The sequence below is a fragment of the Caballeronia terrestris genome (assembly GCF_001544515.1).
GTDB lineage: Bacteria > Pseudomonadota > Gammaproteobacteria > Burkholderiales > Burkholderiaceae > Caballeronia > Caballeronia terrestris.
Genome location: NZ_FCOL02000011.1, coordinates 1 through 22974 on the forward strand (window position 1 = coordinate 1; position 22974 = coordinate 22974).

General features: G+C 66.5%; 12 protein-coding genes and 1 pseudogene. 10 read left to right on the plus strand and 3 right to left on the minus strand.

All coding sequences use genetic code 11. From position 1 onward, the window contains the following. Nucleotides 1-195: 195 nt before the first annotated feature. Both AWB67_RS11785 and AWB67_RS11790 read right to left on the minus strand, forming a co-directional pair. Complete coding sequence (locus AWB67_RS11785; RefSeq protein WP_087656552.1) at nt 196-2133, minus strand: bifunctional sugar phosphate isomerase/epimerase/4-hydroxyphenylpyruvate dioxygenase family protein; 1938 nt, start codon at nt 2131-2133, stop codon at nt 196-198. 132 nt (nt 2134-2265) lie between these two features. Then, entirely contained in the window at nt 2266-3225 is a 960-nt protein-coding gene (locus AWB67_RS11790) for a GlxA family transcriptional regulator (RefSeq protein WP_087656427.1), read from the minus strand. Nucleotides 3226-3388: 163 nt separating this feature from the next. On the opposite strand from AWB67_RS11790, the gene AWB67_RS11795 reads away from it, so the two are divergent. From AWB67_RS11795 to AWB67_RS11835, 9 genes and pseudogenes are all read left to right on the plus strand, one after another. Next, nucleotides 3389-4078 carry an HD domain-containing protein gene (locus AWB67_RS11795; RefSeq protein ID WP_087656428.1) on the plus strand — a complete coding sequence of 230 codons (690 nt, stop codon included), beginning with the start codon at nt 3389-3391 and terminating at the stop codon, nt 4076-4078. 188 nt (nt 4079-4266) lie between these two features. Continuing rightward, entirely contained in the window at nt 4267-4899 is a 633-nt protein-coding gene (locus AWB67_RS11800) for an RNA polymerase factor sigma-70 (RefSeq protein WP_087656553.1), read from the plus strand. A gap of 112 nt (nt 4900-5011) precedes the next feature. Beyond that, nucleotides 5012-5245, plus strand: a complete 234-nt coding sequence (locus AWB67_RS11805) for an MbtH family protein (RefSeq protein WP_087656554.1) — start codon at nt 5012-5014, stop codon at nt 5243-5245. Nucleotides 5246-5262: 17 nt separating this feature from the next. Then, entirely contained in the window at nt 5263-6270 is a 1008-nt protein-coding gene (locus AWB67_RS11810) for a TauD/TfdA family dioxygenase (RefSeq protein ID WP_087656429.1), read from the plus strand. After that, nucleotides 6267-7100 carry an ABC transporter ATP-binding protein gene (locus AWB67_RS11815; protein ID WP_087656430.1) on the plus strand — a complete coding sequence of 278 codons (834 nt, stop codon included), beginning with the start codon at nt 6267-6269 and terminating at the stop codon, nt 7098-7100. The genes AWB67_RS11810 and AWB67_RS11815 overlap by 4 nt, the downstream gene beginning before the upstream one ends. Next, the gene (fhuB, locus tag AWB67_RS11820; protein WP_087656431.1) at nt 7097-9196 is read left to right on the plus strand and encodes a Fe(3+)-hydroxamate ABC transporter permease FhuB; all 2100 of its coding nucleotides are present in this window, start codon (nt 7097-7099) and stop codon (nt 9194-9196) included. Before AWB67_RS11815 ends, fhuB begins: the two co-directional genes overlap by 4 nt. Nucleotides 9197-9360: 164 nt before the next feature. Continuing rightward, entirely contained in the window at nt 9361-10158 is a 798-nt protein-coding gene (fhuF, locus tag AWB67_RS11825; RefSeq protein WP_087656555.1) for a siderophore-iron reductase FhuF, read from the plus strand. A 56-nt stretch (nt 10159-10214) separates the two neighbouring features. After that, nucleotides 10215-11150, plus strand: a complete 936-nt coding sequence (locus tag AWB67_RS11830) for an ABC transporter substrate-binding protein (RefSeq protein ID WP_087656556.1) — start codon at nt 10215-10217, stop codon at nt 11148-11150. Nucleotides 11151-11190: 40 nt separating this feature from the next. After that, nucleotides 11191-11459 (plus strand): annotated as a pseudogene (locus tag AWB67_RS11835) (nucleotidyltransferase family protein). A 36-nt stretch (nt 11460-11495) separates the two neighbouring features. Here the strand turns inward: AWB67_RS11835 and AWB67_RS11840 are convergent. After that, a complete protein-coding gene (locus tag AWB67_RS11840; protein ID WP_087656432.1) occupies nt 11496-13256 on the minus strand; it encodes a cyclic peptide export ABC transporter in 1761 nt (586 codons plus the stop codon). A 251-nt stretch (nt 13257-13507) separates the two neighbouring features. Between AWB67_RS11840 and AWB67_RS11845 the strand changes: the two genes are divergently transcribed. Next, entirely contained in the window at nt 13508-22972 is a 9465-nt protein-coding gene (locus AWB67_RS11845; protein ID WP_087656557.1) for a non-ribosomal peptide synthetase, read from the plus strand. Nucleotides 22973-22974: the final 2 nt, after the last annotated feature.

Genomic DNA, 22974 nt, shown 5'->3' on the forward strand with positions numbered 1-22974 from the left:
TCGACACCCTCAAACGCAAGAGCAAAAAGCCGCCTGAAATCCAATCGTTGAGGCGACATCTAGCTTGAAAATTTCCGGCCCGAGCCCGACGCGCAGCCCAAGCCCAACGCGCGGCCCAATCCCAACCCGCAGCCCAAGCCCAACCCGCAGCCCAAGCCCAACCCGCAGCCCAAGCCCAACGCGCAGCCCAAGCCCTTATGCGTTCCCCTCTTCCTGCGTCTGCTTCTGCGCCTGAGCCGCCATCCGCGCCGGCGCGTTGGTGGCCCCGTATCCGTCGTATGCGTTCACGCGCTGGACGATTTCGAAGAACAGCCCGTCATTGATGCTCTCGGTGTAAACGTGCAAGTAGTCGCCCGCCGGCGACCGGTCGAACAGCACGCCCGCGCTGCGCATCTTCGCGAGCAGGCCCGGATCGATATCGACGCGCGTGAGCAAGTCGTCGTAGTAGTTCGGGGAGATCGGGACGAAGCGCGTACCGCTCGCCCGCAAGCGCGCGACGCTGTCGAAGATGTCGTGCGAACTCAGCGCGATGTGATGCACGGTCACGCCGCCGCCCGCCGCGACCGTGCGCGCGGTGCGCGTGCGCTGCCCTGGCGACACGTTGAGCACGAGCCGCATGCTGCGGTCCGCGTTCGCGACGCCGCGGCTCTGCACGAGACCGAACGGATCGGCGAGTTCCAGGCTCTCGCCCGGCTCCAGGCCGAGCACCGCGCGCGAGAACAGGATCCACGTGTCGAGTTGATCGACCGCAAGCCCGAGCGCGACGTGATCGATGTGTTCGAGACCCGCGTCGGGCGCGCCGTCTTCTTCCTCGTCGAGGATGAAATCGGCTTCGTACAGACCGTTCGGCCCGAGCGCCGACGACACGAAACTGACCAGACTCCCGCCCGGAGAAACGACCGCCGGAACCTGCTGCTCGGACGTACCGACGGGACCGTCGTAGCGCTTCGACTGCATCGCGGTCGCGCGTCCGACGGCGCGCTCGGGATCGGTTGTGCGCACGGCGATCGCGCAGACGGAAAGGCCGTGAGTGTCGAAGCGCCGGCGCGCGAAAGAATTCGGCTGCGCATTGACGATCAGGTTGACGTCCCCCTGCCGATACAGCACGACCGCCTTCGACCGGTGCTTGCCCGCGCGCCGGAAGCCGAGTTGCAGCAGGAGCTTGCCGAACGCTTCCCCCGACGCTTCATCGGCGGCGAATTCGATGTACGACAGCCCCGCGATATCGGGCAAAGCCGGCGGGCTGTACAACTCGATTCGCTGCAGCACGCGCTGACGCTGATTTTCGCGCGTGTCGTCGCGTGACGCGGGGTTCTCCAGACTTTGCCGCACCTGGCTTTCGAGATAGAGCAGCGAGCGCATGGCATCGACGGCGATGCGGCGGTTCGGCGTCTCGCGAAAGACGTCGTTGAAGATTTCCAGCGACAGCGGCCCCGTGTACCCCGCGAGCAGCACCTGCTCGAGGAAGGTCGCCATGTCGAACTGGCCCTGTCCCGGAAACGAGCGGTAGTGGCGCGCCCATTGCAGCACGTCCATCGAGAGGAGCGGCGCGTCGGCCATTTGCAGGAAAAAGATCTTGTGGCCGGGAATGTCGGCGATGCCCGCCGGATCGTCCTTCAGGGAAAGCGTATGAAAGCTGTCGAGGATCAACCCGAGGTGCGGATGATCGGCGCGCCGCACTATCTCCCACGCCTGACCGTACAGATTCGTCTTGCGGCCCCACGCGAGCGCCTCGAAGCCGACGCGCAGATTGCGCGCCGCCGCGCGTGTCGCCAGATCATGCAGTTGCGCGGCCGCGAGCTCGGGGTCGTCGATGGTTAGCGGCGACGTGTTCGAACAGCACAGCACCATCGATACATCCAGCTCCTGCATCAGGTCGAACTTGCGCTCGGCGCGTTCCAGGCTGCGCTGGTACTGCGCCTCGGGCATGCCTTCGAAGTCGCGAAACGGTTGGTAGAGATCAATCGTGAGGCCGAGATCGGCGACCATCGACCGCACTTCGGCGGCCGATCCCTTGTAGTTGACGAAGTCGTTTTCGAAGAGCTCGATGCCGTCGAAACGCGCGGCCGCGATGGCCTCCAGCTTCTCGGGCAGCGTCCCGCTGAGCGACACGGTGGCAATGGTTCGGCGCATGATCGTTTTCCCGGTGTCGTGGTCGTGGCGTGCGGCTCGCATCGTGCGTGCCCGGCCGCCATTGCCAGTGTAGTCAAGGATCGCGCGCGGCGGGCCTCTTGTCCTTGGTGCTGTGCAGCATGCGGCGTGTCGTCAGCGTTTTCGAAAACTCGTGCGGTAATCGTTCGGGCTGACGCCGAGGCGCCGCACGAAAACGATCCGCATGCGATCAGCCGTGCCGAACCCGCACTCCCACGCGACGGTCTTCAGCGGCGCGTCGCTGCTTTCGAGCGCATTGCGCGCCGCGTCGACACGCGCGCGCTCGACAAATTCGTGCGGCGTCAGTCCCGCGAGCTGCACGAAGGCGCGCGCGAAGCTGCGCGCGCTCATGCCGGCGACCTGCGCGAGCCGCTCCACCGTTAGCGGCTCGCCGATGTGCTCCATCACGTGCGCCTGCACCTTCGCGACGGGCGAAGTTTCGTCGGCGGGCGCGCTGAGGTAGGGGCTGAATTGCGACTGTCCGCCGCGCCGCTGCGCGAAGACGACTAGCCGCTTTGCCACCGCGAGCGACACCTGCGCACCGTGATCCTCCGCGACGAGCGCGAGCGCCACGTCGATCCCGGCCGTCACGCCCGCCGACGTCACGAGCGGTCCGTCGCGCAGATGGATACGGTCGAGTTCGACCCGCGCGCGCGGGAACTGCTGCGCGAGCTGCGGCGCGTTCTGCCAGTGCGTCGTGACGTGCCGTCCGTCGATCAACCCCGCGTGGCCGAGCGCGAACGCGCCGGTGCAGATCGAGCCGTAACGCTCACAGCTAGCGGCGACATCGGCGAGCCAGTGCGTCAGGCGCGGCTCGGGCGCATCGACCGGCAGGCCCGGGCCACCGGCGACGAGCGCGGTGTCGTAGCGCTCGCGCGCGTCGGCGAAACTCTGGTCGGCGAAGAGGCGCGTGCCATTCGAGGTGCGCACGGCGCCCGCGTCAGACGCGACGAGGGTGATCGAATAGGCATCGTGCCCGGGGATGAAGCCGTTGGCCTCCGCAAAGACATCGACGGGGCCGGCGACGTCGAGCGCCTGCACTCCCGGAAAAATCGCAATGGCGACGGTTCGCATCGGCGGGAAAGGGAAGGTTGGAGGGGCCCGCTTCAAGGCTGGCAGAAGACGCCGTGCGCTTGGCAGGGATCGACGCATGGCTGCGATTGTCGCTTGAAGCGCGCGCCTTCACACTGAATTCATCGGCCGACCTCTCTTTCCCAGCCATCAGGAGCGACACCAAATGAGCGAAATCATCGCAGGCATCCGAATTCCCGACAGCACGATGGCGCGCGACGCGACCCAGCTCGTGCGCGATACCGAAACCGATCTGCTGTATCACCACTCGCGCCGCGTGTTTCTGTTCGGCGCGCTGGCCGGCGAACGCAAGCAGTTGAAATACGACGCGGAACTGCTGTACATCGGCGCAATGTTCCACGACATGGGCCTGATGGACGCATACAGCAGCCCGCAAGATCGCTTCGAAGTCGACGGCGCGAACGCCGCGCGTGATTTCCTCGTGCGCTACGGCATCGGCGAGAGCGAGATCGAGCAGGTGTGGGACGCGATCGCGCTGCACACGACGCCGGGCATTCCGCAATACAAGAAGCCGGTGGTCGCGCTCGTGACGGCGGGCGTCGAGATGGACGTGCTCGGTCTCGCCTACGACGAATTCACGGACGACCAGCGCCGCCTCGTCGTGGCCGCGCATCCGCGCGGGGACCGCTTCAAGGAAGGCATCATCGATGCGTTCGCGCTGGGCACGATCAAGAAGCCCGAGAGCACGTTCGGTAACGTCAAGGCCGATGTCCTCGCGCTGAAAGACCCGAGCTACAAGCGGCTTAACTTCTGCAGCATCATCCTGGGTTCGGCCTGGAACGACACGAACCACGACGCCGCGACGTGCCGCAATCCGGCGCACGCGCACGGTTGAGCGCATAGGCATGTGTGCGCCTGGTTGACGAAACCGGCGCATGCGCATCAACCCGAAAGCCCTGCCGTCGCAAACGTTAAAGTTGAGAATGATTCGCGTTTAGAGTATGTTGCGGGTTGTCTCAATATGCGGAGTGACCAATGGCAGGAGTGCTCGACTCGTCCAGGCCATCGACGGCGCTATCGTCGATGTTCGTCTCTCAACACGCGCGCCGGCGTGCCGTGCCTCATGGCGACGACGCCGTGCGCGCGCGAGAGACGTTGCTCGATGTCGCCATCGCGAACCGGCCGATGCTCGTGAATTTCGCGCGCGGTTTCGTCGGCTGTGCGAGCCGGGCGGAGGACGTGGTCCACGACGTCTTTATCCAGCTCATGGATTTGCCGGACCAGGACGCCGTGCGCCGCCCGATCTGCTACGTGACGCGCATGGTGCGCAATGCGTCGATCGATGCGTGCCGCCGCCAGAGCCTCGAAAACACCTATCACGCCGACGAGGACGACGGCCTCGACGTCCCCTCGCACGAACTCACGCCCGAAGCGAAGGTGCAGGCGCGCGACACGCTGCGCCGCGTCTTCGATGCGCTCGCGCAACTGCCGGCGCGCAGCCGGACGGCGTTCGAGATGGTGCGTCTCTCCGACGAAACGCTGCAGAGCACGGCGCGCGCGCTGAACGTGTCGCAGACGCTCGTGCACTTCATGGTCCGCGATGCCGAGAAGCATTGCGCCGACTGCCTGGACGCCGGCGACCGCAACGTCGCGTGTCCGGCGTTTTTGGGCGGCCGGGCGCGCCGCCGGCAAGACGCCGCGGCGAACCGCTCATAAGCCACGCACCCGCGCGCCGGTAAAAATCCGCGCGCGCCAAACGTCTATTCGATGAAGCCGGCGTTTTCCAGAATTGCCGCCGATCCTGAATCCAACCGACCAAGCCACCGACATGACTCAAGCTCAAAACATTTCGACCACCCCGGCGGACGACGTCGTCTACACGGTCGTCATCAACGACGAAGAGCAGTACTCGATCTGGCCGGCGTACCGCGCCGTGCCGGCCGGCTGGCGCGAAGCGGGCAAGAGCGGCGCGAAGGCCGACTGCCTCGCCTACATCGAGACCGTGTGGACCGACATGCGTCCCGCGAGCCTGCGCCGCCACATGGACGGCGTCGCGTCGTAAGCGCCGGAGAATCCTGCATGACTCAACTTTCCCTGCCGCGCCTGACGCTCGCCGACCTGCGCATCGAGCCCGGCTTGCCGACCGTCGTCTCGCCGGTCGCGGGTGCCGATCTCTCGCTCGATGAAGCGGCGCCGCTCTTGCGCGCGATCGTCAGCGACACGCTTGAACGCGCGGGCGGCGTGCTGTTCACAGGCTTTCGCGTCGAATCGATCGATGCGTTCCAGCAGTTCGCCGGCTCGTTCGGGCATCCGCTGATCGGCTACGAATTCGCGTCGACGCCGCGCAGCCAGGTCGAGGGCGCCGTCTATACGTCGACGGAATATCCGCCGCATCGCTCGATCCCGCTGCACAACGAGCAGTCGTACACGCGCGAGTGGCCGTTGCGCATCTGGTTCCACTGCGCGCTCGCCGCGCGCTCGGGCGGCGCGACGCCGATCGCCGACAGCCGCGCGATCTACCGCGCGCTCGATCCGGCGCTCGTCGCACGCTTCGCGAAGCGCGAGCTGCTCTACATACGCAACTTCGGGCAAGGGCTCGATTTGCCGTGGCAGCAGGCGTTCGGCTCGGACGATCCGCGCGAGGTCGAGCGCATCTGCGTGGCGCGCGGTATCGATTGCGAATGGCGCGACAGCGACGACGGCGAGCTTTTGCTCCGCACGCAGGAGCGGTGTCAGGCGGTCACGCGCCATCCCAAGACGGGCGACATGGTGTGGTTTAACCAGGCGAACCTCTTTCACCTGTCGGCGCTCGACGAGGACATGCAGGAAGCGCTCGTCGATGCGGTCGGTCTGGAGAACGTGCCGCGCAACGTCTACTACGGCGACGGTGAGCCGATCGAAGCCGATGCGCTCGCCGAGATTCGCGGTGTGCTGGAACAGCAGCGCATCGTATTTCCATGGCTGACGGGCGACGTGCTGATGCTCGACAACATGCTGACCGCCCATGCGCGCGATCCGTTCGAAGGGCCGCGCAAGGTCGTCGTCGCGATGGCGCAAAGCTACAGCGAGCGGACGGCGCAACGATGACGAAGACGGTTGGAGCGGCGCTGACGGCGCGCTCGCTGACGGTCGGCTACCGCGACAACGTCGTGCTCGACGGCCTCGACTTGCAGATCGGCGCGGGACGCATCACCGCGCTGTGCGGACCGAACGGCTGCGGCAAGAGCACGCTGTTGCGCACGCTCGCGGGACTGCAGCCTGCACGCTCGGGGGAAATCGAAGTGAACGGCGCGCCGATCGCCACGTTCCGGCGGCGCGCGCTCGCGCGCACGCTCACGATGCTCGCGCAGTTCAACCAGATTCCGGCAGGCCTGACCGTGCGTGAGCTCGTGGCATACGGGCGCTACGCGCATGGCGGCTGGCTGCGCGGCTTGACGCACGCTGACCACGAAGCGATCGACGAGGCGCTGGAAACGAGCGGCCTCTCCGACGACGCCACGCGCGACGTCGCCGCGCTCTCCGGCGGCGAGCGGCAGCGCGCGTGGATCGCGATGGCGCTCGCACAGCAGGCGCCGATCGTCCTGCTCGACGAGCCGACGACCTATCTCGACATCCATCATCAGCTCGACATCCTGCGCGAGTTGCGGCGTCTGAATCGCGAGCGCGGGCTGACGATCGTCTGGGTGCTGCACGACCTGAATCAGGCCGCCGCCTACAGCGACGAAATCGTGCTGATGCGCGCGGGACGCGTGATCGCGCACGGCGTGCCCGATGCGATGCTCGATCCGCCGCATCTGTTCGAGACCTTCGGCGTGCCGATGCTCAAGATCGCGCATCCGCAGACGGGCGCACCGATGTGTGTCCCGGCCTATGACCCCGTGCACCCCGTGCGCTCGAAGAAGGACATTGCCGCATGACGACGCTCGCAGCCCGCAAGCGCATGCGTCGTGCATCGTCGGCCGTAGGCGGGGCCGCGCAGGATCGCGTCGGCGTGATCGGCGCGGCGCTCGTCGCGTTGATCGTGGCGGTCGCCGCGATGCGCCTCGCGCCGGAATTGCGAGCGTGGCTCGCCGCGCCGTCCGGCACCGATGCCGCGCAACTCGCCGGCATCTTTCTCTTCGATCTCGATGCGCCGCGCGTCGTGGCGGCGCTCGTCGCAGGCGGCTGCCTCGCGGTCGCGGGGACGCTCTTTCAGGCGCTCACGCGCAATCCGCTCGCGTCGCCCGATCTGCTCGGCATCACGGGCGGCGCGCAACTGGGCCTCGTCGCCGCGATGATCGTGCCGTCGCTCGTGGGCGCGGCGTCGGTGCCGCTCCTTTTCGCATGCGGGCTCGCGGCGGCGGCGTGTGTCGCGGCGGCCGCCGGCGGCTGGCGCGCGACGCCGCTGCGGCTCGTGCTCGCCGGCAGCGTCTCGATGCTGCTCTTCTCCGCGATCACGACGCTCTTGCTTGCCTTCTTCGAGCAGACGGTGGTCGGTGCCTCGCTGTGGGCGAGCGGCAGCCTGTACCAGCCGGGCGCGGCAGGGCTCTTGACCGCGCTCGGCTGGCTCGCGGCGCCGCTCGTCGCGTTGCCTTTCGTGATCCGTCCGCTCGATCCGCTCGCCCTCGGCGACGATGCCGCCGCCGCTGCCGGCGTGCGCGTCGACGCGACGCGGCTCGCTGCGATGACCGTCGCCGTCGGCTTTGCGAGCGTCGCGGTGAGCATCGCGGGGCCGCTGTCGTATGTCGGGCTGATCGCGCCGAACTTGCTGCGCCAGATGCGCGGCGCGAAGGCGTCGAAGCTCGGCGCGCTCGTGCCGTTGGCGGCGCTGGCGGGCGGCGCGCTCGTGCTGGTAACCGACAGCGCCGTGCTCGCCCTCGACCTCGACTCGACGCTCTCGACCGGCGTCGCGATCGCTTTTCTCGGCACACCGCTGATGCTCGCATTGATCCGCAGCGGCGCCGCGTGGTCGGGCGTGCTGCACGCGGGGCCGGAGCGATCAGCGGCGGGCGGCGGCACGCGCTTCGTGCGCGCGATCGCGGCGTTGCCGTGGCCGGTCATCGCGATGATCCTGCTCGCGGCGGGCGCTGCGGTGCTGGTTTTGGGTGCGTCGTTCGGCCCGACGTGGCTCGGTCCTGAGCGCTGGCTCGCCGTGCTGCATCATCGCGACGACATCGGCCGGATGCTGCTCGATCTGCGCGTGCCGCGATTGCTCTGCGCGCTGCTTGCGGGCGCGCTGCTCGCGGCGAGCGGCGTGCTGATGCAGAGCATCGTGCGCAATCCGCTTGCCGGGCCCGAAGTGCTGGGCGTGACGCAGGGCGCCGGACTCGCGACGCTCGCCGTGCTGATGATCTGGCCGCTCGTCGGTCATTCGATTCTCGGCGCCGCCGCACTCGCGGGTGGTGGCGCGACGCTCGTGCTCACGCTGCTTTTGAACCGGAGGCATCAATATGCGCCGCTCGCGGTGGCGTTGACGGGCATCGTGATCGGGACGCTGTGGACGACACTCGCGCAATGGCTCATCACGCAGCAGAGCGTGCAGCCAGCGCGGTTCGTCGTGTGGCTGATCGGCGGCACGTATGGACGCAGTTGGGGCGAGGTCGCGATGATTTTGCCGTGGTGCGCGCTGGCGTTGCCGGTTTTTGCGCTGCTCGCGCGTCCTTTGGATCTGCTCGCGCTCGGCGACGATCAGGCCGTCGCGCTCGGCTTGCCGATCGGCGTGTTGCGGCCGCTGGTGCTGACGATCGCGACGCTTGCCGCGTGCGCGGCAGTGGCGGCGGTGGGGCCGGTGGGCTTTATCGGGCTGATGGCGCCGCATCTCGCGACTATGCTCGGGGCGCGCACGCATGGCACGCGGCTGTGGCTTGCTGCGGCGCTTGGCGCGATCGTCCTGGCGGCGGCGGATGTCGCGGCGCGCACGCTGCTCGCGCCGAGGGAAATCCCGGCGGGGGTGCTGACCGCGCTGATCGGAGCGCCGTATTTGCTGGTGCTTTTGATCGTGCAGACGCGGCGTGAGAAGCGGGGCGGACGGTGATCGGGAGGAGCGGGGAGGCTGTCGGCGCAGTGGATGGCTGTGACGCGACGCGTGTTGCTACAGCGGCCGCTGACGCAACTCAAGGCGCTGACGCAACTCAAGGCGCTGACGCAACGCAAGCCGCTAAAGCAACGCAAGCCGCTAACGCAACGCATGCCGTTAGCATCTTATGCACGCAACCCAGCACCTCCCAATGCCTTGCCTTATTCGCCCCTGATGCGCTAAAGCCATATTTAGAAAACGTTTGGCTAGGCATCCCCGATGACGACAGCGCTGCCCTTGCCGGCGAAACCATCCGCATTCCCCTATCCTCCTTGGTCGATCATCGCGCCGCATTACTCGACGCAATGACCGAACTCTACGGCGGCGACCCCGATCTGCATGCGCGCGCGCTGTTATCGCAATGGAGCAAGTACTACTTCGGCCTTGCCGCCCCGGCAGGTGTCGTCGCGGCCCGGCTGTTACGACGCAACCTCGACATGTCTCCCGCGCGCACACAACTCGTGCTGCGCGCAGGCATGCCCGCTGCACTCTACTTCGCAGAAAACGCGCTGCATCCCCCCGCCGGCGATCCCGCGCTCCGCTACGCCGGACTCCTCGATCACCTGCACGCCGTGATCGATATGCTCGCAAGCATGGCGCGCATCGCGCCGCGCGTGCTGTGGAGCAACGCGGGCAATCTGCTCGACTACGTGCTCGAGCAAACCACAACCAAGCCGCCCGACGATGACGCCGCCTGGCTCTTCGCCCCGATCGGCCCCGATGGCGAGCCTAATCCGCTGCGCATGCCGTTGCGCGACATGAAGCCGCGATCGGTTCTGCTGCCGAGCCCGTTTCGCGCGCGCCGCGTGTGCTGCGTGCGCTATGAAATTCCAGGAGAGACGCAACTGTGCGCAAGCTGCCCCTTACTACTGACGATGAGCGACGACGACCTCGCGCTTCAGGACGCAATCCACCGATGAGCGGTGCGCGTTTGCGTCACACGCTGAAGGCGACGAGCGTAGCCGTACTCGCGTGGATGACGTTCGCGAGCGGCGCGGTCGATGCGGCTCAACCGATGTGCGGCCCGCTCGCCACCAACCCGACGGTTTCCCAGTTCAGCCGCAAGATGACGGTTAAGCCGAAGCGCGTCGTCGTGCTCGAATTCATGTTCGCCGAGGATCTCGCCGCGCTCGACATGACGCCGGTCGGCCTCGTCGATCCCGAGTATTACGCGGGCTGGATCGGCTACGACAGCGCGCGCTTCGCGGGCGTCCCCGAGGTCGGTACGCGCCAGGAGCCGAGTCTCGAAGCCATTGCGTCGACGCGGCCGGATTTGATCGTCGGCGTCGGTTATCGCCATGCGCCGATCTTCGACGCGCTCGACCGCATCGCGCCGACCGTGCTGTTCCAGTTCAGCCCGGACGTGGAAAAGGGCGGCGTCGAAGAGACGCAGCTCGACTGGACGCGCACGATCTTTCGCACGATCGGCTGTCTTACGGGTCGCGAGGACGCGACGCAGGCGGTCGAAGCGAAACTCGATGCGGGTCTCGCACGCGATGCCGCGCGACTCGCAGCGGCTGGCCGAAGCGGCACGCAGTTCGCGTTGCTGCAGGAACTGGGGTTGCCGGACCGTTACTGGGCCTACACGGGCAACAGCTCGGCGGCGGGCGTGGCGCGGGCGCTGGGCGTCGAGCTGTGGCCGTCGAAGCCGACGCGCGAAGGCACGATCTATCTGACGTCGGCGGATTTTCTGAAGAAGCCGGAGGTGTCAGTGCTATTCGTGACCGCGACGGGCGCGAACGTCCCGATCGATACGAAGCTAAATTCGCCGGTGTGGCGTTTCGTGCCGGCGAAGCGGGAAGGGCGCGTGTCGCTGATCGAGCCGAATATCTGGGGTTTCGGCGGGCCGATGTCGGCGTTGCGGCTGGGGGATATGATTACTGAGAAGCTGTTGGCGCTGCCGAAGCCGTAGCGCTCAATATCTCGCGCAATCGTCGATAAGGAAAGCCACCATGCGTCCCTCCGTTGTGCTCGAACTGAAACGCAGTGCCATCCGTGAAGCCGTCAGCTGGATTCCGACAGCGAATCCGCGCGAGTTCGGTTCGACGAAAGCGACCTCGACTTGCTGGTCGACGCACTTCCCGGCGCAACTCTATTTGATCTTGGCGGCTTGCAAGAGGAGCTTGAGTCTGTTCCTGGCGTTCGCGTCGATCTGATGACGCCCGGCGATTTGCCGCTCAAGATTCGCGCAGAGGTCCTAGCGCAGGCGCAGCCCTTATAGGAAAAACGGCCGCTCTTCGAAGCGGCCGGCCTTCCATCACCCTACGGTCCCATTCCCCGCAGGCTCAGCAATCTTGAGCGCAGCCCTTGCCCCCTGCGGCTCGCTGACGATACTTCCGTTCTCCAGCTTGAGCACCCGGTCGGCCAGCGGAAAGTACCTATCATCGTGCGTAATCACGACCACGGTCTTGCCGCGCCCACGCAGCTCCGGCAGCAACTGCTCGTAAAACACCGCCTTGAACGCCGGGTCCTGATCTGCCGCCCACTCATCGAAGAGATAAAACGGCCGGTCCTCCAGATACGCGATCACGAGTGCAAGCCGCTTCCTTTGCCCCGTCGATAAAGCGCGCGTCGAGAACGCGCCGTCCACCACCTGCACCTTGTGATCGAGCGCGAGTTTGGCCACGAGCGCATTCGCGCGCGCATCGGCCTGGGCTCGCGAAGGATCGTTCGGATCGACGATTCCGAGCAGCGCATCGAACAGATGGAAGTCGTTGAAGACCGCCGTGAAACACTGCCGGTACGCCGCCCGTCCATCCGCGCCGACTGGCCGCCCATCGACCTCGATCACGCCGCCTTCCGGCTCGTAAAGCCCCGTCAGCACTTTCGCCAGCGTCGTCTTGCCGCTGCCGTTCCCGCCGACGATGAACACCAGCTCACCGGGCCTGAATGTCAGATCGACAGGTCCGATGCGGAACATGCGCTCGTCGCGCTCATGGAAATACGAGTGCGTGACGCCGCGCAGCGCAAGCGTCGAAAACGGCGTGTGCGAAGCATTCTCGGCCATCGGCGGCGTGCTCGGCGAGCCGCCGAACTCGGCCATGACCTTCTCGATGCGGTCGAGCGAGACCCGCGCCGCATTGATGGTCGGCAGGTTGTTCAGGAGGCCGTCGAGCGGCACGAGCATGAACAGGAACACGACCACGTATCCTGCCGCGGCGGAGGCATCGGCGCGCACGCCGAGCGTCGGCCAGAACGCCGCCGCGCCGAGGAACATATAGAACAGGAAGATGATCCAGCCGACCCCGACCGCATAAGCGCTGAACGCGCGCCGCCGATGATCGCGCACCTCACCGATCGCGGTGCCGAGCTGTCCGTCGACGAATTGCCGCGCGCGCGCCTGATGCAGCTTCAGTTCCTTCGCGCCCGCGAAGAGCGCGCCGAGATAGCCGAAGAGCTTGTCCTGCGACTTCCCCGCGGCTTCGAGCGCGGCGATCGCGCGCTTGTCGCCGGTGTGATAGCCGAGCGAGCCGGTCACGATCGCGGCGAGCGCGAGCACGCACACCGGCCACGACAGCCACGCCAGATAGGCGAGGCAACCAAACACGATCGAGCCGTGCATCACGATGTTGGGCAGCGCGAAGAACAGCATCGAGACGTTGGTGGCATCGTCGGTCAGCACGGACTGCACGGGCGCGGCGCCAATGCGCTCGACATCGCGCAATTCCGCCGCCGCCACGCGTCGCGCGACGTGCTCGCGCAACTGCGCCATCGTGTCCTGCGAGAGGCGCGCGAAGAGCACGCCGGAGAGCACGCGCGTCGCGAGCGCGACGACCGCGCAAAGACCGAAGCGCCACGCAAGCGACGTATCGGCGAGCGATGGCTGCGAGAGCGCGCGGTTCAGCGTCGCGACCAGCATCACGCTTGCGATGCCGTTCAGCACGCACGCGACGAGCGCAAGCGCGAACGCGCCGCGAGAACGCTTGAGCAAGGCGAGGATGAGGCGCGCGGCAGGCAACTGCTGTGCGGCGGTGTCGGGTGAGGACGGGGCGTCGTAACGCTCGTTGGCAACGGTCATCGGCAATGGGTCACAGAAAGATAAGACTCGGGCGCGGGATGCGCCTCCTGATCTTTAGACGGATGGGCACGCGAAATATTTAGCATCTTGCACCGGAGGCGGGCGGCTAGGCCCTGTGAGCGTGCCACGTCTAAGAGAAATGCACCAAAGGCGGTAAAAATTTTTTAGCGCGGTTCGTCATCCCAATGAAGCCGCAATTCCTGCGGCCCCGCGATTGGCCGAAGCGGCCAGCCCCGAAGGATTTCATGCTCATGACGAGTTTCCCGACTGCGTTGCATCTCCGACTCCGCGCGCTTGCGCGTCTCAATCCAGAAGCGCCTGCGCTTGCTTCATTCACGCGGGGAGAAAGCAGGCTCTCGCGCGGCGAGCTCGATGCTCGAGCGTCGCATCTGGCGAAGCAGCTGCGCGCGGCGGGGGTATCGACGGAGGTGCGGGTCGGCGTCTGTATCGAGCGCTCGTGCGAACTCTTCGTCGCGCTGCTCGCGGTGTTGAAGGCGGGCGGCGTGTTCGTGCCGCTCGATCCGCGTCATCCGGCCGCGCGCCTCGACTGGATCGCGAAGGATGCGGGTCTTGCGCACGGCATCGTCGATCCATCGGCGGACGATGCGATGCGTGCCCGTTTCACGCAATGCTTCGAAGTATCGCGTGAAGAGAGCACGTTTGAAGACGCTGTTGTCCATCCGCGCGCGGCGGCGTACATGATCTATACGTCCGGCTCGACGGGCACGCCGAAGGCCGTCGTAGTCGAGCATGGTCCGCTTGCAGCGCACTGCGATGCGCTCGCCGCCACGCTGCCGATTGCTTCGGACGATCGCCTGCTGCATTTCGCGTCGGTCAATTTCGATGCTGCACACGAGTGCTGGCTCGCACCGCTCGCGATGGGCGCGAGCATCGTCATCAGCGATCCGCCGCCTTTTGCGCCCGAAGCGGCGCATGCGCTGATCGTGCGCGAGAAGGTGAGCGTTGCGGCGTTCCCGCCTGCATATCTGCGTGAGTTCGCAAGCGTCGCCGAGCGTGCAGGCGTGCCTGCATCGCTGAAAGTGCTGGCGTTCGGTGGCGAGGCGCTCTCGCAGCAGGCGTTCGAACATGTGCGGCGCGTGTTTCCGGCGGTGCGTCTAATCAACGGCTATGGTCCGACCGAAGCCGTCATTTCGCCGATGCTGTGGCCTGTCGAACCCGGCGCCACGCCCGAACTTGCAGGCGACGATGCGTACGCGTCGCTGCCCATCGGACGGCCGATCGGTCTGCGCGTCGCACGTATCGACGATGGCGAGCTTCTTTTGGGTGGCGCTTGTCTCGCGCGCGGCTATCACGGCCGCGCCGCGCTGACGGCCGAACGCTTCCTGCCTGATGCGTCGGGCGACGCGGGCGCGCGCATCTACCGCACGGGCGACCTCGCTCGCGAACGCGCGGACGGCGCCTACGATTACCTCGGCCGTATCGACGATCAAGTGCAGATTCGCGGCGTGCGAGTGGAGCCGGGCGAGATCGCGGCGTGCCTGCGTGCGCATCCGTCTGTGCGAGACGCCGCCGTCCTCGCCGATACCGCCGACGGCCGCACGCAACTCACCGCGTGCATCGTCGCAAACGATGAAGCGCTCGACGATGTCGCGCTGAAAAGCCATCTCGGCGAGCGTTTGCCTGCCGCATGGCAGCCGCATCGTTACGTGCGACTCGAGCGTTTGCCGTACACGCTGAACGGCAAGCTCGATCGCGATGCGCTCAAGCGCGCGGTGGACGAGCATGCGTTTAAAGCCGACTACGCAGCGCCCGAAACCAATACCGAACACAAGCTCGCGCAAACGTGGCAGCGCATATTGAACGAACGCACGCCGATCGGTCGCGATGAGCGCTTCTTCGAACGCGGCGGCGATTCGCTTGCAGCGATGCAGTTGCAAGCCGCGATCCGTATCGAATGGCGCGTTAATCTGCGGCTCGATACGCTGTTCGACGATCCTTCGCTCGCGGAGCTTGCCACGCTGATCGATCGAAGCGACGTCGAAAGTGGTCCGCTGGAAATTGCGGCTAGAAAGAACGCCACGGCCGCACGATTCACGGATCGCGCCGCATCGTTCGCGCAGCAGCGCTTCTGGGTGCTGGCGCGAACGCGCGATGCAGGTTCGGCGTATCACATCGCTGGACATTGGGACATTCGCGGCGCGCTTGATGTTGACGCGCTGCAACGCGCGCTCGATCACGTGATTGAACGTCATGAGGCGTGGCGCACGACGCTCGTCGAAAGCGAAGACGGCATCGTCATGCAGCGCATTCATGCGGCTTTGCCGGTGCGGATCGTTCACGTCAAGCCGCGCGATGTCGAAGCGAACCAACTCGCTCAACGCCACGCAAGCGAACCGTTCGATCTATCGAAAGGCCCGCTGCCGCGCGCAACCCTCGTCACCTTCGCCGATGATTCGCATCGCCTGATGCTTGCGGCTCACCACGCGGTAATGGACGGCTGGAGTTCGCGCTGCGTCTTCGATGAACTGGCGGCCGCATACACGGCTTTCGTTGAAAAGCGCGAACCTTCGCTGCCCGCCTTGCCGATCCAGTACGCCGACTACGCCGAGTGGCAACGCGAACTCGTAGCGGGCGAAGAGGGCAAGCGGCAACTCGCGCATTGGCGCGAAGCATTGATGGCAGCGCCCGAACCGCTCGCGCTTCCGTTTGAGCGCGCCCGCCCCGCCGAGCGCGATCATCGCGGCGCGCGCGTGTCGCTGCGGCTGTCCGAAAGCGTATCGGCCGATGTGCGCGAACTCGCGCGGCGCGCGCATGCGTCGCCGTTCGCCGTTCTGCTTGCCGCGTTCGACGCATGGCTCCATCGCCTGACGGGTGCGAACGATATCGTCGTCGCGGTGCCGGTTGCGCATCGCCAGCGGCCGGAGACTGCGCGGCTCGTCGGCTTGTTCCTCAACACGCTCGCGTTGCGCGCGCGCATCGATCCGCTGGCAACGTTCGCGACGCTTGTCGATGCCGTGCGGGCCGCGTCGCTTGCTGCGTTCGCGCATCAGGACGTGCCCTTCGATCAGGTGCTCGATGCGGTCAAGCCTCCTGTGCGTCGCGGCGACGAATGGTTGCGCGTGAAGTTCGCGCAGCAGTTCGATGCCGAGCTGCATGCGCAATTGCCGAACGCATCGGCGGTGGCGACTCCCGGTCCCGATCTCGCCGCGCGCTTCGATTTCGCGCTTGATTTCACCGACGATGCAAACAACATCGAACTGACGGCGGCCCATGCGCTCGATTGCATCGACAGCGCGACAGCTGAAGCATGGCTCGCCAGTTTCGCGACGCTGCTTACGGATGCCGTGCGCGATCCGCAGCGTCCGCTCACGCTGCTCGATTGCGCCGACGCGCCCGCCTTCCACGACGCGCAGCAGGGCCGCACGCTACCGCTCGTCGCCACTGACGTGCTCGCGCTCTTCGCACAGCACGCGAGCGCGACGCCGCATCGCATCGCACTCGCCGACGCGCACGCGCAACTCACGTTCGAAGAACTCGACGATGCATCGAACCGCGTCGCGCTCGCGTTGCAACAGCGCGGCGCCCGGGCTGAGCAGGCGGTTGTCATTTGCATCGAGCGGTCGGTGCGCTTCGTGGTCGCGCTGGTCGGCGTGCTGAAGTCCGGCGCGTATGCGGTGCCGCTCGATCCCGCGATGCCTGCGGAACGCCTCGCCGCCGCCGCCGATGCATGCGGCGCGCAATGGGCGCTCGGCGCGCAGCAAAAGCTCGGCCGCGCTTCAGTGCTCGACATCGATACGCTCTCTCAAGACACGTCGCTCGCAAATGCAGCCGCGCGCCGCTTGCCGCCCGCGCCTGAGCAGGCCGCTTACCTCATCTTCACCTCTGGCTCGACGGGCACGCCGAAGGGTGTGACGATCTCGCATCGCGCGCTCGCCGACTACGTGCAAGGCATGCTCGACGAACTGGCCTTCGAGCCCGACGCATCGATGGCAATGGTCTCGACCGTGGCCGCCGACCTCGGCCACACGACGCTCTTCGGCGCGCTGTGCTCGGGGCGCACCCTGCATCTGCTGCCGGCGCAATGCGCGTTCGATCCGGACCGCTTCGCGCAGGAAATGCGCGCGCGCGAAGTCGGCGTGCTGAAGATCGTGCCGAGCCATTTGCATGCGCTCCTCGACGCGCAACATCCGGCCGATGTGCTGCCGTTGCATGCGCTCGTGACGGGCGGCGAAGCGCTGCCGTGGACGCTGGTCGAACGGATCGTATCGCTCAAACCGGGTTGCCGCGTGATCAATCACTATGGTCCGACCGAAGCGACCGTCGGCGCGCTGACGTGCGATACGGCCACGCTTTCCAAGCACTCGACGCAAGGCGTTCCGCTCGGGCGGCCGCTTCCGAATGCGTCCGCGTTGGTGCTCGATGCGCACGGCGCGTGCGTGCCGGCTGGCGGCATCGGCGAACTGTGTCTCGGCGGGCCGGGTGTTGCGCGGGGCTATCTGGGCCGCGCGGCGGCGACTGCCGAACGCTTCGTACCGCATCCGTTTGCACACGGCGAGCGCTTGTATCGAACGGGTGATCGTGTGCGGCTGCGTGCCGATCGGCGTATCGATTTTCTTGGGCGTCTCGATGATCAGGTGAAGATTCGCGGCTATCGCGTCGAGCCGGGCGAAGTGAGCGCCGCGCTCTGTGCCATCGATGGCGTGACGCATGCCGAAACGTTGGCGGTTGAACATGAAGGGCGCATGCGACTTGCGTCGTTCGTGACGGTGCGTTCCGTCGCCGAAACAGCGTTGCGCGATGCGCTCGATGCAACGTTGCCGGACTACATGGTGCCGGCCGTCCTCATCGTGCTCGATGCATTGCCGGTAACCGTTAACGGCAAGATCGACCGCGCCGCGTTGCGCGCTTTGGCTGCGGCGCCGGCGCCTGCCGTATCCGCTGGCGATGCGCCGCGCGGAAGCGCCGAGGAATCGCTCGCCGCTGTCTGGAGGGAAGTGTTGAAGGCGGAACATGTCGGCCGTGACGACAATTTCTTCGAACTCGGCGGGGACTCGATCCTCGTGCTGCAAGTGATCGCGCGCACGCGCAAGCGCGGCCTGCGCTTCACGCCGAAGCAGTTGTTCGATGGCCCGACCGTCGCGCAACTGGCGCAAGTCGCCAAGCCGGTCGATGCCGTCAAGCCGGCCACCGTAGCGCCCGCGACGCAAAACGCCACCCTCACGCCCGCGCAGCATCGGTTCTTCGCGCTCGATATTCCGCAGCGCGGCCACTGGAACCAGTCGATTGAATTCGATGCGCAGGCGCCGTTCGATCTTGATGCTTTTGCGCGCGCCTTCGATGCGCTGCTCACGCATCACGAGATATTCAGCCAGCGCTTCGAGCAGGGGACGTGGGCGCTCATCCAGGCGCCGAAAGCGTTCGACACGTTGCCGCTCGCGGCTACTTCAGCAGTAGACGAAACCGATGCCCTCGCTCAATTCGACGCCCTGCAAAGTACGCTCGATCTGACGCGCGGGCCGCTCGTCTGCGCGCTAGCCGCGGCCTTGCCCGACGGCCGTACGAAGCTGTATCTCGCGATCCATCACGTGATCGTCGATGGGGTGTCGTGGCGCTTCCTGCTCGACGATCTCGATACCGCCTACCGCGCCGCATGCGAACGTCGTAACGTGCGCCTGGCGCCTGTGGGCGTTCGCGCACAGGACTGGGCAGCGCGTCTCGCACGCGCCGCTCGCGAGACCGATTCGCCGTTCGCACAGGAAGTACCGCATTGGACCGCGCTAGCCGCCCCGCACGACGACATCGCGCTCGATCACCCGCAAGCCAGTGCGACGAACGCCGATGCCGTCGTCATCGAACAAACGCTCGGCGCCGATCTCACGCGCGCCGCGCTCACCGACGCGAATGCCGCCTATCGCACGCAGACGATCGACCTGCTGATCGCGGCGCTCGCGCAAGCGATCGGCGAGAAGACGCATCAGCCGTCATGCCGTCTCGAACTCGAAGGCCACGGCCGCGAAGCCCTCTTCGACGATATCGACGCAAGCCGCACGCTCGGCTGGCTGACGAGCCACTATCCCGTGGCGCTACCCGCAGACGGCTCGCCGGCCGCCGTGAAGGACGCGTTGCGCGCAGTGCCACACAAAGGTCTCGGCTTCGGCGTGTTGCGCCACTACGGCGACGACGCCACGCGCGCCGCACTGGCCGGCGTGCCGCGTCCGCGCGTGACGTTCAACTATCTCGGCCAGTTCGACGCCCCACGCGAAGCCGCGCTGGTGCCTCGTGTCGGCGGCGTGGGTTGCGAACGCAATCCGGCGGGTCCGCTCGGCAATGCGCTCGCGATTCACGCATGGATCGACGCGAACGATGGCGCGCGCACGTTGAAGCTGCACTGGGTCTACGGGTCTACGCAATTCGACCGCGCGACGATCGAAGAGTTGGCCGCGCGCTTTGAAGCATCGCTTGCTGCGATGACGGCAGCATGCGCCGAACGCGGCAGCGGCGCGACGCCTTCCGACTATCTGCTCGCACAAGGCAAGGGGTTGACGCAAGCCGCGCTCGACCGCTTGCCGCATGATCTGCGTACTATCGACGACATCTATCCGCTCTCGCCGATGCAGCAGGGCATCCTTTTCCACTCGCTTCTCGCACCCGAACAAGCAACGTATGTGAATCAACTGGTCGCGACGCTGGCGTCGCCGGACGTCGAGCGTTTGCGCGCCGCGTTCGCCGCCGCCGTGCCGCGCCACGACATGTTGCGCACGAGCTTCACGCCCGACGAAGCCGCGCCGATGCAGATCGTGCATCGTCAGGCGCAGATTCCGTTCCATGTCCTCGACTGGCGCGATCAACGCGAAGCCTTCGAAGCATGGCTCATCGCCGATCGAGCACGCGGCTTCGATCTGAGCGCACCGCCTTTGATGCGCGTCGCGCTGATTCGCCTGACCGACGACGAATGGCGGCTCGTCTGGACGCGCCATCACTTGCTGCTCGACGGATGGAGCACCGCGCGCCTGTTCGCGGACGTGCTCACTGACTACATCGAACCGCCGCGCCCGCAACCGTTCGCGGCGCCCGCGAAGGCGCGTTATCGCGACTTCATCGCGTGGCTCGCCGCACGCGATACGGGCGCTGAAAAAACGTTCTGGCTAGAGCGCCTCGCGCGCCTCGACGAACCGACGCTCGTCGCGCAACGCGATGCGAGCGCGCAAGCAAAGAACCGCGTCTTGCGCGCGACGCTCGACGCTGCGACGATGGCGCGCGTCATCGATACGGCGCGGCGTCTGCACGTCACGACCAACACGCTCGTGCAAGGCGCATGGGCGCTGGCGCTGCAACGCACGACGCATCAATTGTCGGTGGCATTCGGCGCGACTGTCGCGGGCCGCCCCGACGCATTGTCCGACGTCGATACCGTGCTCGGTCTTTTCATCAATACGCTTCCCGTCATCACGGCGCCGCTGGCGCAGCGCGCGGCATCGGCGTGGCTGCGCGAGTTGCAGAGCGACAACGCCGCCGCAGCCGAGCATGCGCACACGCCGCTTGCCGATATCCAGCGCTGGGCGCGGCAAGGCGGCGGCGCGCTGTTCGACACGCTTGTCGTCTTCGAGAACTATCCGGTCGACGAGGCATGGGCCGGCCGCGACGAACGTGCGTTGAAAATGCGCGACCTGCGCAACATCGAAGCAACCGATTTCGCGGTGACACTCGTGATCGAAGCGGGCGCATCGATGACGATCGACTACGGCTACGACGCCGCACGCATCGACGAAACGCGCGTCGCCGCGCTGCATCGCGCGTTCGCGGCATGCCTCGACGGCATCGTGGCGAATCCCGACGCGCCGCTCGGCACGATCTCGATCGCAACTACCGACGATCTCGCCGCGCTAGCCCGCTACAACTCGACCGCGCAGACCTGGAGCGCGGCGCAGCAATTGCCGTTGCATCGGCAATTCGAACGCGCAGCGCAGAGCACACCGGATGCGATCGCGCTCGAATTCGCGGATGCGTACGGCCAGGTCCAGCGAATGCGCTACGCCGAACTCGATGCCCACGCGAACCGCATCGCCGCCGCGCTGCTGGCGTCGGGCGTTGCACCGGACACGGCGGTCGCGCTGTGCGTCGAGCGTTCGTTCGAGATGGTCGTTGCGCTCATCGGCGTGTTGAAGGCCGGGGCCGCGTATTTGCCGATCGATCCCGACTACCCGGCCGATCGCATCGGCTATCTGCTCGATGATGCGAAGCCCGCCGTCGTGCTCACGCAAGCGCATCTGCGCGAACGTGTCGGGGCCTCGGGCGTGCGCGTGCTAATCGTCGATCAACTGATGCAGCACGGCACGACGCTCGACGCGTGCATCGAAGTGGAACGCGAACAGCTTGCGTATCTGATCTACACGTCCGGCTCGACTGGGAAGCCGAAGGGTGCGGGCAACACGCATGCGGCGCTCGCGAACCGCATCGCGTGGATGCAGGACGCGTATCGCCTCGACTCGAATGATGTCGTATTGCACAAGACGCCGTTCGGCTTCGACGTATCGGTGTGGGAGTTCGTGTGGCCGCTCGCGGTCGGCGCGAAGCTCGCGATCGCCGCGCCCGGCGATCATCGCGACCCGGCGCGTCTCGTCGCCGCGATCGAAACGCACCGCGTGAGCACGCTGCACTTCGTGCCATCGATGCTCGCGGCGTTCGTCGCCCATCTCGACCAGTTCAACGAAGCCGCGCGCTGCAAGAGCATCGAGCGGATCGTCGCAAGCGGCGAAGCGCTGGCGCCGGAACTCGTGGCGCGCGTGGCGCAACTGCTGCCGAACGCGCGTCTCTACAACCTCTACGGCCCGACCGAAGCGGCGATCGACGTGTCGCACTGGACGTGCACCGCGAGCGATGCCGACGCGCCCTCCGTTCCCATCGGTCATCCGATCGCGAACCTGCAACTGCATGTGCTCGATGCGGCGTTGCATCCAGTGCCGCAGGGGGCAATCGGCGAGTTGTATCTCGGCGGCGCGGGTCTTGCGCGCGGCTATCTCGGCCGGCCGTCGCTCACGGCCGAGCGCTTCGTGCCCGATCCGTTCACGGCTGGCGCGCGTCTCTATCGCACGGGCGATCTTGCGCGCCGCCGCGACGATGGCGCGCTCGACTACCTGGGCCGCATCGATACGCAGGTGAAGCTGCGCGGCCAGCGCATCGAGCCGGGCGAGATCGAGGCGCTCCTGCGCGCGGCGCCGGGCGTAATCGACGCGGTCGTGATCGTGCGCGACGAGCAGTTGATCGGCTACGTCGCACGCAGCGAAGTCGCACTCGATCAATCGATGCTCTTCGACGCGCTGCGCGCTCAACTGCCCGCATACATGGTGCCCGCGCAACTAATCGAACTGGATGCGCTGCCCGTCACGCCGAACGGAAAGTGCGATCGAAACGCGCTGCCCGCGACGTCGCGCGAGACGAAGACGATTGACGCCCCGCAGACCGAAACCGAACGCGAACTCGCGACGATCTGGCAACGCGTGTTGCGACTCGAAGCCATCGGCCGCAACGACGACTTCTTCGCCCTCGGCGGTCACTCGCTGCTTGCGACTCAGGCCAACGCACAGGGGAACCTGCACTGGTCGTTGATGTTGCCGCTGCGCACGCTCTTCGACGAACGCACGCTCTCGCGCGTTGCATCGACGATCGACCGGGCGCTTGCCGAACGCGGCGCGCATGCCGGACAAGACGCCGCGAGCGCGATCGACGCGCTGTTGAGCGAACTGGAAACGCTTTGAGG

Coding starts and splice junctions, on each gene's coding strand:
- AWB67_RS11785 (WP_087656552.1), bottom strand. CDS start 2,133: ATGCGCCGAACCATTGCCACCGTGTCGCTCAGCGGGACGCTGCCCGAG.
- AWB67_RS11790 (WP_087656427.1), bottom strand. CDS start 3,225: ATGCGAACCGTCGCCATTGCGATTTTTCCGGGAGTGCAGGCGCTCGAC.
- AWB67_RS11795 (WP_087656428.1), top strand. CDS start 3,389: ATGAGCGAAATCATCGCAGGCATCCGAATTCCCGACAGCACGATGGCG.
- AWB67_RS11800 (WP_087656553.1), top strand. CDS start 4,267: ATGTTCGTCTCTCAACACGCGCGCCGGCGTGCCGTGCCTCATGGCGAC.
- AWB67_RS11805 (WP_087656554.1), top strand. CDS start 5,012: ATGACTCAAGCTCAAAACATTTCGACCACCCCGGCGGACGACGTCGTC.
- AWB67_RS11810 (WP_087656429.1), top strand. CDS start 5,263: ATGACTCAACTTTCCCTGCCGCGCCTGACGCTCGCCGACCTGCGCATC.
- AWB67_RS11815 (WP_087656430.1), top strand. CDS start 6,267: ATGACGAAGACGGTTGGAGCGGCGCTGACGGCGCGCTCGCTGACGGTC.
- fhuB (WP_087656431.1), top strand. CDS start 7,097: ATGACGACGCTCGCAGCCCGCAAGCGCATGCGTCGTGCATCGTCGGCC.
- AWB67_RS11830 (WP_087656556.1), top strand. CDS start 10,215: ATGACGTTCGCGAGCGGCGCGGTCGATGCGGCTCAACCGATGTGCGGC.
- AWB67_RS11840 (WP_087656432.1), bottom strand. CDS start 13,256: ATGACCGTTGCCAACGAGCGTTACGACGCCCCGTCCTCACCCGACACC.
- AWB67_RS11845 (WP_087656557.1), top strand. CDS start 13,508: ATGACGAGTTTCCCGACTGCGTTGCATCTCCGACTCCGCGCGCTTGCG.